We start from the raw sequence: 13879 nt of genomic DNA on the forward strand, positions 1-13879 counted from the left end.
TGTAAAGAAATATACCAATCAAGATGAGTTTAAAAAAAGAGAAACAAAAGCGAAAGTCCCCTGTGATGGATCCTTAAGCCTATTCTGGATTAGTGGATGAAAGAGTACAAGTTATTCTAAAGAATTTAAATACAAGTAATAAAAGAAGCGATGGAGACAGGGAAAACATCTGTTGTTGCACGTCGATATGAACTCAATCCCAACATGATGACAAGATGGGTTCAAGAGTACAAAGGCGCCAAATATGGAGATATTGATGTAATCACTGTTCCAGACCTCGATTCCAAGCATCTTTCGAATGAAAATGATCACTAAAAAAATATGAGGCGAAAAAGATCTTGAAATAGCCATTTTACGAGATCTTATAAAAAACCAAAAACCTCACTTACTGAAAAAATGGAAGTAGCCGATATATGGATTCAAAAAGGATATGTCATCACATTGGTATTAATAATATTGAAAATTCCTCGTTCCACCTACTATTACCGAAAGAATTATCGTGTGGACGAGTAGCAAGTGAGTGAGGGTCATCCTGCACCAGCTTCTCCATCAACGAGGACGGACAGAAAATAGCTGATGAACAAATAAAGAATTTTTGTTAGAGATTATTTCTGGAGAGTGTAACGGGTATGGCTACCGCAAATTAATTGTAATCCTTCGCCGTCAGTATGAACTAAAAATCAATAAAAAGAAGGTGTATCGTCTCTGTAAAGAACTAGATATCTTGCGCCCTCAAAGAAGGAAAAGAGTTTCACATCCTAGAAAACTGGCTCGAAATCACACGATTACTGAATCCAATCAACTTTGGGAGGCGGATATTAAATACGGTATATTCATGGTGAAGATCGATTCCTATTTGTTTTTTCCATTATTGATATTTGTGATGTTTTGTTAGGGTTATTTATTTTCACTGATGCAGAAGAATTACTTAAAGAAATAACGGATTCCTTGTTTGCACAAAAATTACAGGCAAATGAGGTGATAGTCGAGCGAGTAGTTGATGGCGACACGCTCGTTATAAAAGAAAGCGTCCATCCGAACAAGCCTGTACAGCTATTTGCAAAGGAAGCAAGTAGCTTTGCAAAAGAAAAGTTAGAAGGGGAAAAAGTGAAATTAGAGTTAGGCAATCCTGAAACCGATAAGTATGATCGATTGCTTGGTTATGTTTGGATAGATGATGTTAACTTTAACCAGCTACTCATTGAAGAAGGATATGCTCGAGTCGCTTATATCTATGAACCAAATACGAAATACTTAGATGAATTTCAAGATGCGCAAGTAGAGGCAAAAGAGGATAAAGTAAAGATATGGAGCATCAACTGCTACGTGACAGAAAATGGATTCGATATGTCGGTTGCTGAATAATAGGCAGCGGTTTTTTATCCCGTATATAAGGTGCAATAAGACTCCCACTTCAGGAGTTGGATAATCTGTACAGCAACAAGTCTAAAATGGGAGATAACAGCACCTAAATACTCGATTTCGTAAAAGGACGGGGAATACCGCGATTACATAATTAACAAACAGTGGGGGATGAATGAAAACACCCACTGATGGAAGATTCACTTTATTGACCAAGTTTTATGTACAACGTTCCAACCCACCAATCCAATAAACCTTTATCATTATTTTTAACTAACCAATGGATAGCTTCTTCAATATCTTTTGAAGCTTTTATATCTGTCTATCCTTTATTAATATTTTTACATTACGTTTGTCTGACTTTTGATTGTAAGCTATTTTTAGAGAGATAAGGAATTCTTGCTTCACTTAAGGCAAGTACGATACTATGGAATCAAGTAAAGTTTTGTTCATAATTGCCTAAATTATTCGTTGTCATGTTCAAATAATTTTTTGCTTAACTAAAAGTTTTTCACATTTACGAATACCAATCTAAAGGGTGGTTTTATGGCCTATAAATGTGGTGTTTCAGGCAGTACCATATTAACAGACCCATCTAAGCTTGAAGAATTGTTTTGTTATGATTTTGTTGATCATATAGAAATTGGAGAATTTCCTAATCAAGTTGCCTTTGAAGAATTTATTACGATAAAGAATAAACACGGTTTAAGTTTTGGATTGCATTCTCCTTTATACCGTAAAGGAAGTAAATATGATCTTTTACAGCATGTTCATATGGAACCGGAAGCTGCTTGGATACAGTTTGACAAGGAACTGAAAAAGATGTCGGAGTTAGGTGCAGAATATGTATTAGTGCATTTTCCTTATTTTAAAGCAGAGAATAAAGAAAACACTTTTGCGAAAATAGAAAGCGGCTTGGCTCGGTTACATGCACTTCAAGGGAAGTATAATATTTCGATTGTTTGTGAGCCAAAGCTTGGCTTGAATCGCTCGGCTGTAAATATTGAATTATTACACCGATTCCCAGTTGAAAGATGGGCAAAATACAATGTGAAGCTATGCATAGATATTGGAGATTATTTACTAGGTACAAAAGAAAAAACATTATCCTATATTTCCAAATGGAAGGATCATATAAAAGTAGTACATCTGCATAATGTTGAATGTAAGGATGGGAACTATTATTGGATACCCATTCACCCTACATATGAGAAAGATGGGGAATATTATAAAGTTAAGAAAATTATAGAAGAGCTTGCTCGTATAGAGGATATTATTTTCGTTTTGGAGCATACGCCTCATTCCAATCCCTCCAGAAAATTTGTACAAGAAGGGATTAACTGGCTGCATCATTTAGTGAAGGAAAAACAATGATAACATGCTTGATGCTTCGTTTGTTACGTTAGTCATTTGCAACACCTGTATGGTTGGATGATTGATACAAAGAGAGTATAAATTAGTTTATTTCCCTACATGTAAACACAATGAGTTTTATATCATATTGACAATGCCTCACTTGGACACGAGGGGTGCTTGGCTGTAGCAATTTGCGTGATTTCCTTTTTAAGGTAAATTTTTTCATGTTTCCAACTAAGTCTACTGATTGTAGGCTTAGTTGGAAATATAAATGGATATCTTTTTGGAAATGAATTTTATCAGTGCTTCATACAAGCAACTTATCAATTAACCCTTCCCCCGTTTTCACTTTAAAATAAAGATGATAATCTCCCTTTTCTGTCTTTGAATGGAGTTCATCGGATTGAAAATTTTCTTCAATCACTTTATTACCGTAATAAGGTGCTGTAAGACTCCGACTTTACGAGTTGGATAATCTGTAGATCAACAAGTTTAAGTGGGAGATAACAGCATCTAAATACCCGATTCGTTCCTCTAACAATCAGTGGGAGATGAGTGAAAACTCCTTTTATCCAAATATCTACCATGCTCTTTATTCGACGATGCGACAGAAGTTTTGGGTTCGAAAGTAAGTCGAGACGAAACAGGTGAGTATTTTTCAAAAGATAAGAAAGAATAAAATGAGGTGCTAGTGGATAACGAAATAACCGCATAGCCACGCTCGGCGCATGAGCTCAGCAACGATGCGACTTTAGAAATGCGCCCTACGATAAGGCCTCATCGGTTCGTCTCTAAGAGGAAGGCCGACTAAAAACGGGTTTGCCGCTCAGGCGTCGGCATACCCCTGTTTTTAGTGGCATGATTCCTAAATCTTTAGTTGATTCGTTCCCTTCGCTACGTTGCTAAACGGGCGCCCCGCGCCTTTGTTCCACTATAGGAAAGGATAAGATTTTTTTGGTTTATAGTATAAGAAAAACAAAAGGCTTTCGCCATAAGACTTGGCGACAAGCCAAGTTTTTCTAATTAACGGATTTTCTAAACTATTCATTTTACATAATCAAGGCAACTACTATTTTTTTATTTATTGGCTCTTATTGCATATCACTAACTAAAGAAGTATGCCGACTTTTTTCGTACTGTAGTTGCCGTTTAAGTTTACGGATATCTGCCCTAATCCAAATAGAAATAAAGAGTGCAAACATAAATAACCCGCCAAAAATGATCATCGTTAAATTGTAGCTTTTTGTTGTATCATAAATAAGGGAGAGCAAGAGAGGACCTGCTATGCCAGCCATCGCCCAAGCAGTTAATATATAGCCGTGAATAGCACCAAGTTGTTTCGTTCCAAACATATCACCGATGTAGGCAGGGATGGATGCAAATCCGCCTCCATAACAAGTTAAAATCGCAAAGATGAGCACCTGAAATAAAATTGCATTGTCGGCAAATGGCAACATGAAAAATGCAATCACTTGAATGATGAAAAAGACAGTATACACATTTGGACGACCAATATAATCAGATAGCGATGCCCACCCGAGTCTTCCTCCACCATTAAAAAGACCCATAATACCGACCATGGCAGCAGCAGCTAGTGCAGACATTTTGGCAATTTCCTGTGCCATTGGTGAAGCGACAGAAATAATCGCAATTCCACAAGTTACATTAATAAATAACATGAACCATAACATCCAGAAGCGACGGGTCTTAATTGCTTCATTTGCAGTGAGCTCTGATAAATCTTGTTTTATTTGTTTTTTACCATGTTGTTGGTTGTTGACAAAGCCTTTTGGTGCCCAACCTTCAGGAGGGGGAGCGAGATACTGGGCGGATAGGGTCATAACGATAAAGTAAATGGCGCCAAGCAGGTAAAACGTATTTGAAATTCCAATTGAATGAATGAAAGCAGCAGCTGCAGGTCCACTAAGTAAAGCTGCAAACCCAAAACCCATAATTGCAAGTCCTGTTGCTAATCCGCGGCGATCATGAAACCATTTAACGAGCGTAGATACAGGAGCAATATAGCCGATTCCTAAGCCAATTCCACCGATAATTCCATAAAAAAGATAAAGCATATACAATGATTCATAAGTCGTTGCGAGACCTGAACCAGCTACACCGATACCAAAAAAAAGTGCTGCGAGCATCCCGGATTTACGAGGTCCTTGTTTTTCTACAAAACGTCCCATAAATGCAGCTGAAAACCCTAGGCAGAAAATAGCGATACTAAAAGCGAGGGAAATTTCTGTCGTTTCCCATCCATATTGAGCTACCATCGGTTTCGTAAATACACTCCACGCATAAGCGGAACCGATGGAAATATGTATACCAACAGCTGCAGTTGCAATAAGCCATCGGTTTTTGACCTTGTTCATAAAAGTCCTCCTTTATTTTAGAATTTTTAGACAAAATCATTTAGAATGATACTACCACGAAAACGCATACATTTCAATTTCTTTTGATAGCTAAAATATGGAACAGAAAAAAATAGTGAAAAACAATTTCTTACCCCAAAATGTAATTTCGATAAACGCTTTTTTCGTTCAGGAGGTGTATTAGAGTGGCTTATCCAAAAAACACCTTCTGATAAGGTGATTGTTTTGTACTGCAACTAGTCTTGAAATTGAGGAGATAATCTTTACATCACACTTAAATTGCTTATTATGTCTAAATGGAGTGGGCAAGCCAAAGTATATCGTTTTTATACAGTTAATGTATTGTGTTGCTATTGGCATTTCAATTTTACTTATTATATAATTTAGATATTAAAATACTTTATAGGCAGTGATCGAATGACCCATGTTGAATCAATAATGAAAGAGATTGCAGAAATTCAATATAAATCAAAGCAGTTTATGGATATGATAACAGTTGATGAAGATTTACCAGCCAACCAACTGGTTTTGCTAGTGAAATTAAAAATTAGTGGAGGAATGAAAGCGGCAGAAATTGCCTCGTTTGCAGGCGTAACGCCTGGAGCAGTGACAGCAATGTGCGATAAGTTGAAAAAGGCGGGACTTATTACACGCTTGCGTGACAAAGAAGATCGTCGCGTTGTTACTATACAATTAACAACAGAAGGGGAGAAATATGTACAAAAAGTCTTTGCCAAGTTTGGATCAAGCCAACTTAGGGAAATGACAACGATTTTACACGAAGTGAATCAATTGATGAGTAAAATTTTATCCCGCATATAAGATGCTGTAATAAGACTCCCGCTTGAACGGTGGAGAGTGTGTACTGAACATAAGTGGGAGATAACAGCACCTAATGCCCGATTCGTTTAGAGGCCTTTAGGTCATACCCTTATGGTACTAACAACCAATGGGAGACGAAAGAAAAACCCACCGTTGAAGATATTGGATCCTCTTTATTCTAGAGCTTTATATCGAAGCTCTTTTTTTATTGACGGATTTAGTTTAATTGGTATATAGTTTAATTAATATATAGTTTAATAATTAAAATATAAAGGGGTTGAATCATTTGGTGGATTATAAGCTACGTTTAATTGGCCAAAGCAGACAGTGTGAACCAATTCAAACAGATATGATTATTGCTCAAGGGCACCATCATTTTGATGCATCAATTGAAGCTCGAGAGGTAAATACCACAGGCAGCTGTATTATGAATGAAATGGCTCAAATTAAGAAACTAAAGAGCGGTGGACATTTACAAATGAACCAGGCAAGGCTTGAACATTTTCATGCGAGAGGATCTATAAAGGCAAGGTGTATAGAAGCGAAAAATATGAAAGTTCTTGGCATTATCCGAGTAAAAAATTTAGAAGTGGAGTATGGAGAGATAACTATGAAAGGTGTTTGTCGGATTAATTTTATCAATGCTGTAGAGCTTCAAGTAAGAACAGGGTTTTCTTTAAGTAAACGCCTTATAGGTGAAAAAATTACTGGGAAAAGCATACAATTGACGAATACAGAGGCTAACATTGTGCGTGGCGAACATGTAGTTTTAGGTGAAAACTGTAAGATTAACACGTTGTATTATAAAAAACAATATACAATTGCAAATAGCGCAAACGTAAAAAGAATAGTGAAGGAAAATCTATTATGATCTGGCTTTACCGTTTTCTCGCTACACTTGGCTTACTTATATTTAGCGTGTTATACGTGGGGTTAATCGTAAGTGCGGTTATCGGGTTAGGTGCCAGTATTCTACGTACTATTGGTATAACTCAGATTGAAATGACATTGACACCTAATATCCCAGTTCCTAGATATTTAAGTATACCCGTTATGTGTGTCTTTGTAGCTGTTTTACTGATTACTGCTAAATATGTAAAACGAATCATAAATTTTCTGTTCATACCATTTCAGCCGTCTTAAGTAAAAAAGATGCTGATACCATGTAGTTTTAAAATGGAAATACCATATTTAATTTTAATGGGGAAGACATGTGCCGTTATTACTTGCAGGATGGGCGTTGCAATTTGTTCTTACTAATCGCACATGTTTCTCTCAAAATCGAGATCGCTTATAGTACTCATAGTAATGCGCATATGTCTCTTGCTACCTCAAGCAAGCCTCTCCAATCGAGCATGTCTCACCCAAATTCGCACATACTATTCTTTCTTTCCTTTAGAAAATGAAAGCCCTTTAATAATTTTGACTGTTTTATTACAATTATAAGATGTGTGACAAATGTTACACCCCTTTGCTTTAATATTCTTTTACAATCAAGGAAAGAAGAGTAAAAGAGGTGGGGGTAATGTTATTAAAACAGTTACTGGAAAAGGGTTTCGTTTTTTGTAAGATCTTTTTTAGCATTGGCATACTTTTGTAACATGGAGAGGTTCTCTTTCAATGATGATAAATAATGATTGAATATACTCATAATATACCTCATAGTGTATAAAAATGAAATACCTTGCTAATTATTTTGTCTTTCACGTAGAATAAAAGTTAAGTTCGGTATTTAATCAACAATGAAAACATTCCCGAAGATTAGTTAGTATGTTAGACAAAAAATAATTGTCCCATGTTATGTCAAAATACCTTATGGGTATGAAGCAATTTAATGGAGGTATCGTAAAATTCCTACTTTGAAAATTGGCAGGCGATAAGAGTGTATCACCTGAAGATAATAGTACTAAATTTCAAATTCGCTCACGATTAACAGCCAGAAGGGGATAAAGGAAAAACTGTCTCTACTGAATGAAGTTTTCCTACTAGTATTATGCCAATTTGTTTATTGTTTGAATGTGTATTGTAGAAAAAAGAGATCCCTTCTAATTAAAATTTCTATGAAGCAAAATGAAATGATTGGTCTTGTTAGCTAATCACTATAAGGAGGGGATATAATGGAAGAAAGATATTCTCGACAAATGCTATTTCAACCAATCGGAGAAAAAGGTCAAGCAAAATTAGCCGCTTCTCATGTTGTTATGATTGGTTGCGGAGCACTAGGAACAAACATAGCAGAAACGTTAATCCGTGCTGGAGTTGGGAAGCTGACGATTGCAGATCGTGATTACGTGGAAATGTCCAATTTACAGCGCCAGCAAATGTTCACGGAACAAGACGCTCGGGAAGGAACACCGAAAGTAATAGCTGCCAAGCGAGTGTTACAGGAAGTTCGAGAAGATGCTAATATTCAAATTGTTCTCGATCATGTTGACGGTCCTTTGCTTGAGCAGCTTGTCTCAGATGCCGATTTAATCATGGATGCGACGGATAATTTTGAAACCCGGCTATTAATCAATGATGTCGCTTGGAAGCGTGGATTGCCGTGGATATACGGTGCGTGTGTGGGGAGTACAGGAGTAGTGTTTCCGTTTGTGCCACAACAGACAGCTTGCTTTCGTTGTTTGTTACCAGCTCTTCCGGCCGTCACACAAACGTGTGATACGGCTGGAATTATCGCTCCTGCTGCTAGTATGGTAGCAGCTAACCAAAGTACAGAAGCTTTGAAATGGTTGACTGGAAATAGCAAGAAATTGCGGTCGAAATTGTTTCACTTTGATATTTGGAATAACTCATTTATGGAAGTGGGAATTTCCCGTATGAAAAAGGAAGCTTGTCCGACGTGTTCGCATCAAGCCACCTATCCTGCGCTTGAGAAGCAAGAAGAAACAAACTTTGCTGTATTATGTGGACGAGATACGGTCCAAGTCATTCCTATTGCGAAACGACAGCTCGCTATCTCTGATGGCGAACAAGTAGTAAAAAGACTAGGTGTCAAGCATCGGATTACAGACTTTTTTATAGAATTTTACATTCAATCGTATCGTTGTATCTTATTTCAAAACGGCAGAATGTTTATTCATGGATTAAAAGATATATCCCAAGGAAGGAAACTGTATCATCAGTTATTTGGGTGAAATGTGGTAAAGAAAGACAGGGGGAGACCAATGATAGAAAAAAGAAATCCAATACCTGTGTCAGATGCAATCCAACGTGTAATAAATCATGTTCAGCCATTACCAATCAAGAAAATAGAACTTGAAAAAGCAAGTGGGTGTATATTGAGAGAGCCCATTATTGCAACTCACGCTGTGCCACCGTTTAACCGTTCCGCGTACGATGGATATGCGATTCGGGCAGAAGATTCCACTGGAGCGTCACCGCATCATCCAATTGCCTTTCATGTTGTTGGAGAAATCGGTGCTGGACAAGTGCCAGAAGTTCCAATTGGCAAAAATGAAGCCTATCGAATTATGACTGGTGCTATTTTACCAGAACAGGCAGATGCAATTGTGATGCTCGAGAAGACGACAAAGACAAACGATGGCTTCACGGTGCTAGAGTCACTTCAGCCTGGTGATCATGTCTCTTTTAAGGGAGAAGATGCTAAAAAAGGTGAGGTGCTTATAGAGCCAGGTACGAAAATTCATCCAGGAACAATCGCTTTATTAGCAACATTTGGATATGCTAATGTAAATGTTTCTGAAAAACCGATTGCAGGGGTGCTTGCTACTGGAACGGAGTTGCTGGATGTAACCGAATCATTACAACCAGGAAAGATCCGTAATTCCAATGGTCCGATGATTCAAGCGCAATTAGATAGATTAGGTATTTCATGTCGTTCTTATGGTATGTTACCAGATGATTTAGATGCATGTATGGAAGTAATGGAACAGGCATTGCAGGAAACAGATGTGGTTATTACGACTGGTGGGGTTTCGGTTGGTGATTATGATTATTTACCCGCTCTTTATAAACGGCTAGGGGCTAAGGTGCTATTTGATAAAGTGATGATGCGGCCTGGAAGTGTAACGACAGTAGCTGCCTTAGGTGATAAACTTCTATTCGGTTTATCTGGAAACCCTTCTGCTTGTTTTACTGGATTTGAATTATTTGCTCGCCCAGCGATAATGACCATGATGGGAAGTAAGGAGCCATACTTAGCCCATATCCATGCAACGTTAGGTGAAGATTTTACTAAAAATAATCCGTTCACTCGGTTCATACGTGGCATTTGGAAAATGACGAAACAGGGTGTGATAGCAATTCCTGCTGGCTTTAATAAATCCAATGCGGTCTCTTCTATCGCTCGAGGAAACTGTCTCATTGTTTTGCCTAGCGGTTCTAGCGGATATCGAAAGGGCATGCAAGTTGATATTTTGCTTTTAGGTGTGGACCAAGGGGAGGAAAAGTGGCGACTATGAAGACGTTGCATGTAGTAGGATTTAAAAATAGTGGCAAGACCACCTTAGTATCGCGCTGGATAAGTTTTTTGAAGGAAAGAGGATTTTCTGTTTCGGCGATCAAACAGCACGGTCATCACGGGAAACATGGAAGTTTAAAAATGCCAGATGAAAATACGGATTCGATGCGATTTTTCCAAAGTGGTGCTGATATGTCGATTGTTTCTGGTGGCGGTGCTGTACAAATGATGTTAAATGATACCCCTGATTTTGAGCGCTTGAAAAAGCTTGCCACGATCGACCAGCCAGACATATTATTGATCGAAGGATTTAAAGAAGAAAGCGGTCCAAAAGTTGTCTTAGTGAAAAATGAAGCGGACTGGGATTCATTGAAACAATTACAGGATATTGAATTAGTAGTCGGTTTAAAAAATAAACCTATTTCCTTTCCACAGATCGGTTCTCGTGAGGAAGAGCAAGCTTTAAATAACTGGTTATGGAATTGGCTAGGAGGAGATTTATCGTGATAAAACCGTTTGCTATTGTAACAGAACCGATTGAAGTACAAGCCTATATGGATTATGTACTTCACCCTGCCGCTGGAGCGGTTACTGTATTTACTGGAAATGTTAGGGAATGGACACATGGTATCCGTACGCTTTACTTATCGTATCAAGCTTATATTCCAATGGCTGAGAAAAAATTAGCGGAAATAGGATCAGAAATGGAAGCAAATTGGCCTGGAATTAAGGTTGCAATTGTTCATCGAATCGGAGAATTACATATTTCAGACATTGCCGTTTTAATTGCTGTTTCTTCACCACATCGAAAAGCAGCTTATGAAGCGAATGAATATGCTATTAATCGAATCAAACAAATAGTCCCGATTTGGAAAAAAGAAATATGGGAAAACGGGGAACAGTGGATAGGCGTTCAGAAAAAATATCCTGTAAATGAACAATAAATAATGCTGATTAAATACTTTTGTGATACGAACAATCAGTGAGGGATAAAAGAAAACCCCTGCTAATATAAGTTCTAATTTATAACTATTATTAAGTGATAATATTATTTGATAAAAATAATGAAAAAGTGTATAATAAATGTGACGAAGACATAAGGAGAGATATTAGATGAACCAACAATTAGTAGATGCATTAAACAAACAATTAGCCAACTGGAATATCCTTTATACGAAGCTTCATCACTATCATTGGTATGTAGATGGGGCACATTTTTTCACATTACACGAAAAATTTGAAGAATACTATGATGAAGCTGCAGGTTATATTGATGAAATTGCGGAACGGGTGTTAACCATTAAAGGGAAACCACTTTCTTCATTAAAAGCTTATCTTGAAGTAGCTACAATTAATGAAGCAGAAGGTAAAGAATCGGATCATGAAATGGTTACTCAGCTAGCAAAAGATTTTCAACAAATCGTAAATGAATCCAATGAAATCATTGAAGCTGCTGAAGAAGCACAAGACCAACCAACGAGCGACTTATTTATTGGTATTAAAGCTTCTTTGGAAAAACACATCTGGATGTTAGATGCTTTTAATGCAAAGCAATAATATAGAGGCATCACAACAATAATACTTATGGAAATAGAACTAACTCTGTGTATATGGAGATAGTTCTATTTTTAATATCTCTTTAGCTTGTTTAGGATTTTAAAACGAGTGAACTCAAAATCATTTTCTATTTTAATAAAGTTCATTTTCAAATGGTGGGGGGTTCCTTTTTCCTCCGCTAGTTGTTAGTACCGTAATGATATGACCTAAGGACCTCTGAGCGAAACGGGTATTTAGGTGTTAATTCCCATTTAGACTCTTTATATCGTTGTAACTCTTGAAGTGGAATCGTTATGACATCATACATTCGAGATATTAACCATTTTAGGTTTAAAAGCTCTCGATAATGTAAGATTATTTCAATAGCTTACGTGGTACAATAAATACATCAAATAAATGCATAGGTGATAAACAATGAAACCTAATAATATTTTATCCTCTCTTTGTTATTTTAGTGTATTTTTTGCTCCGTTTCTTTTTCCTATTATTGTCTATTTCTTAGCTGATACAAACGTTAAGCAACATGCGAAAAGAGCTTTAGGAATGCATCTTGTTCCGTTTATAACTATTGTGGGATTAATTATTGCTTTTGTAACGGCAGGTGTTAGTAACATGAATGAAACCATAAGTGGTGGTTTGATGCTTATAACCGGTATACTAGCCGTTATTATAAACATATATTATTTTATTCTTAATTTGATTAGCGGTGTTAAAGTATTAAATGAAAATTGATTCTAAATTACACTAATCAGTTGCTTCTACGAAGTTAGGAATTCGATGTGAAGAATTAAAAAACCTTGTTTGGTGTATAAAAAAGACGTAGCAAGGTTTTTAACATGCTGAATCCATTCCTATTATTTGTACAGGTTCATCCTACTGTTTGTGATGGTTACAATGACAGTTTACTGATTAATGAGATTCAAGAATTAATTGGTCTCTGCAATACTTGGCTTGAAAACAAAAACTAATTAGGATACGAAGGACCCACTCCTTAGTCAAATATAAACTACTAACCGACAAATACATTTGCTAATTTTTTCATTATTTGAAGAAATAGCAAGTGTATTTTATGTAGCGAAAAAGGTTATAATCTGTTAAAAAGCATATAACCCATATCCGCAATTTCCGTCCAATCACTTCTATAACTTCATGAACTACAATAAAGGATAAGAGTCTAGACATTGCACTTCCTTATTTAGTTAATCTTTATAACTATTCGAGTTAGGGATCTGATACTTAAAATACTTACCTATGGTTTGTTTAACTAAATTAGATCAAATGAAGAGAAAGCTAAGAAGAGCACCTTTATTGACAGTATACCTATAGGGGTATAAAATGAAATTAAATCAATACTATAGATAAAGGAGAATTTTAACATGAAAGCTACAGCAGAAGTATATGTTACGTCAACTTGTCCATTTTGTACGATGATGACAAATTATTTAAAGGAAAATAACATTCCATATAAGACGATAAACGTGCAAACAGATCGAGAGGCTGGACAAAAATTAGTAGAAACAACTGGACAAATGGGAGTACCCCAAACAAAAATTAACGGAAAATGGATTATTGGCTTTGATCCTGACAAAGTTCAAGAAGCACTGAAGAGCTAATTATGTATAAAAAGCCATTTAAAAAGAAATGGATATGCAATAGTTGCTCGGTTTCAGATTCAGATGAGTATAAAAAATCAATTTTTTCGATTTGCCCAGGAAATCTGGGATTATTAATCACAGCAATTGCAATTTTAATCATGCAATTAATGCAGTGAAATGTCTTAAATGGATCTGCCATATGCTTTACATATGGCAGATCCATTTTTTAATCGTTCTATCGTATAGAAATTAAAGATGGTTATTATTCCTTGCTTGCCAATTAGTCGCATTTTTATATTAAATAAGGAGCTACAGATATGTTAGAAGGAACATCTTCTACAACCAACGAAAGTTATCCATTTGTTTGATCTTCAGTACAAAAAATAGAA

At 36.5% G+C, this 13879-nt stretch carries 14 protein-coding genes; 13 read left to right on the plus strand and 1 reads right to left on the minus strand.

The features are described from left to right. The first annotated feature begins 595 nt into the window (after positions 1-595). From KBP50_RS22775 to KBP50_RS06905, 3 genes are all read left to right on the plus strand, one after another. On the plus strand, positions 596-895 hold the full coding sequence (locus KBP50_RS22775) for an IS3 family transposase (protein ID WP_072740913.1): 300 nt from the start codon (positions 596-598) through the stop codon (positions 893-895). Next, positions 889-1365 (plus strand): thermonuclease family protein, encoded by a 477-nt coding sequence (locus KBP50_RS06900; RefSeq protein WP_050353252.1) that lies wholly within the window; start codon positions 889-891, stop codon positions 1363-1365. The genes KBP50_RS22775 and KBP50_RS06900 overlap by 7 nt, the downstream gene beginning before the upstream one ends. Before the next feature lie 543 nt (positions 1366-1908). After that, the gene (locus tag KBP50_RS06905) at positions 1909-2736 is read left to right on the plus strand and encodes a sugar phosphate isomerase/epimerase family protein (RefSeq protein WP_050353251.1); all 828 of its coding nucleotides are present in this window, start codon (positions 1909-1911) and stop codon (positions 2734-2736) included. A 1073-nt stretch (positions 2737-3809) separates the two neighbouring features. Here the strand turns inward: KBP50_RS06905 and KBP50_RS06910 are convergent. Continuing rightward, positions 3810-5093 (minus strand): L-lactate MFS transporter, encoded by a 1284-nt coding sequence (locus KBP50_RS06910; RefSeq protein WP_050353250.1) that lies wholly within the window; start codon positions 5091-5093, stop codon positions 3810-3812. Positions 5094-5531: 438 nt separating this feature from the next. On the opposite strand from KBP50_RS06910, the gene KBP50_RS06915 reads away from it, so the two are divergent. From KBP50_RS06915 to KBP50_RS06960, 10 genes are all read left to right on the plus strand, one after another. Beyond that, positions 5532-5915, plus strand: coding sequence for a MarR family transcriptional regulator (locus tag KBP50_RS06915; protein WP_232231296.1), 384 nt, complete (start codon positions 5532-5534; stop codon positions 5913-5915). A 286-nt stretch (positions 5916-6201) separates the two neighbouring features. Next, the gene (locus tag KBP50_RS06920; protein ID WP_050353248.1) at positions 6202-6786 is read left to right on the plus strand and encodes a hypothetical protein; all 585 of its coding nucleotides are present in this window, start codon (positions 6202-6204) and stop codon (positions 6784-6786) included. Continuing rightward, positions 6783-7058 (plus strand): hypothetical protein, encoded by a 276-nt coding sequence (locus tag KBP50_RS06925; protein WP_050353247.1) that lies wholly within the window; start codon positions 6783-6785, stop codon positions 7056-7058. Before KBP50_RS06920 ends, KBP50_RS06925 begins: the two co-directional genes overlap by 4 nt. Positions 7059-8032: 974 nt before the next feature. After that, the gene (locus KBP50_RS06930) at positions 8033-9052 is read left to right on the plus strand and encodes a ThiF family adenylyltransferase (protein WP_050353246.1); all 1020 of its coding nucleotides are present in this window, start codon (positions 8033-8035) and stop codon (positions 9050-9052) included. Positions 9053-9082: 30 nt separating this feature from the next. Beyond that, complete coding sequence (locus tag KBP50_RS06935; RefSeq protein ID WP_050353245.1) at positions 9083-10339, plus strand: molybdopterin molybdotransferase MoeA; 1257 nt, start codon at positions 9083-9085, stop codon at positions 10337-10339. After that, positions 10336-10845: a molybdopterin-guanine dinucleotide biosynthesis protein B gene (mobB, locus tag KBP50_RS06940; RefSeq protein WP_050353244.1), complete on the plus strand. Its 510-nt coding sequence runs from the start codon at positions 10336-10338 to the stop codon at positions 10843-10845. The genes KBP50_RS06935 and mobB overlap by 4 nt, the downstream gene beginning before the upstream one ends. Then, a complete protein-coding gene (locus KBP50_RS06945) occupies positions 10845-11282 on the plus strand; it encodes a molybdenum cofactor biosynthesis protein MoaE (protein ID WP_269466274.1) in 438 nt (145 codons plus the stop codon). The genes mobB and KBP50_RS06945 overlap by 1 nt, the downstream gene beginning before the upstream one ends. 169 nt (positions 11283-11451) lie before the next feature. Then, positions 11452-11895: a Dps family protein gene (locus KBP50_RS06950; protein ID WP_050353242.1), complete on the plus strand. Its 444-nt coding sequence runs from the start codon at positions 11452-11454 to the stop codon at positions 11893-11895. 414 nt (positions 11896-12309) lie between these two features. Further along, positions 12310-12627, plus strand: a complete 318-nt coding sequence (locus KBP50_RS06955) for a magnetosome magnetite crystal formation protein family (protein ID WP_050353241.1) — start codon at positions 12310-12312, stop codon at positions 12625-12627. A gap of 644 nt (positions 12628-13271) precedes the next feature. Next, on the plus strand, positions 13272-13508 hold the full coding sequence (locus KBP50_RS06960; RefSeq protein ID WP_050353240.1) for a glutaredoxin family protein: 237 nt from the start codon (positions 13272-13274) through the stop codon (positions 13506-13508). Positions 13509-13879: the final 371 nt, after the last annotated feature.

Source organism: Virgibacillus pantothenticus (assembly GCF_018075365.1).
Lineage (GTDB): Bacteria > Bacillota > Bacilli > Bacillales > Amphibacillaceae > Virgibacillus > Virgibacillus pantothenticus.

Bases quoted from the DNA above. Each gene is read 5' to 3' on its own strand.
- KBP50_RS06905 (WP_050353251.1), top strand. From the start codon at position 1,909: ATGGCCTATAAATGTGGTGTTTCAGGCAGTACCATATTAACAGACCCA.
- KBP50_RS06910 (WP_050353250.1), bottom strand. From the start codon at position 5,093: ATGAACAAGGTCAAAAACCGATGGCTTATTGCAACTGCAGCTGTTGGT.
- KBP50_RS06915 (WP_232231296.1), top strand. From the start codon at position 5,532: ATGAAAGAGATTGCAGAAATTCAATATAAATCAAAGCAGTTTATGGAT.
- KBP50_RS06925 (WP_050353247.1), top strand. From the start codon at position 6,783: ATGATCTGGCTTTACCGTTTTCTCGCTACACTTGGCTTACTTATATTT.
- KBP50_RS06930 (WP_050353246.1), top strand. From the start codon at position 8,033: ATGGAAGAAAGATATTCTCGACAAATGCTATTTCAACCAATCGGAGAA.
- KBP50_RS06935 (WP_050353245.1), top strand. From the start codon at position 9,083: ATGATAGAAAAAAGAAATCCAATACCTGTGTCAGATGCAATCCAACGT.
- mobB (WP_050353244.1), top strand. From the start codon at position 10,336: ATGAAGACGTTGCATGTAGTAGGATTTAAAAATAGTGGCAAGACCACC.
- KBP50_RS06950 (WP_050353242.1), top strand. From the start codon at position 11,452: ATGAACCAACAATTAGTAGATGCATTAAACAAACAATTAGCCAACTGG.
- KBP50_RS06955 (WP_050353241.1), top strand. From the start codon at position 12,310: ATGAAACCTAATAATATTTTATCCTCTCTTTGTTATTTTAGTGTATTT.
- KBP50_RS06960 (WP_050353240.1), top strand. From the start codon at position 13,272: ATGAAAGCTACAGCAGAAGTATATGTTACGTCAACTTGTCCATTTTGT.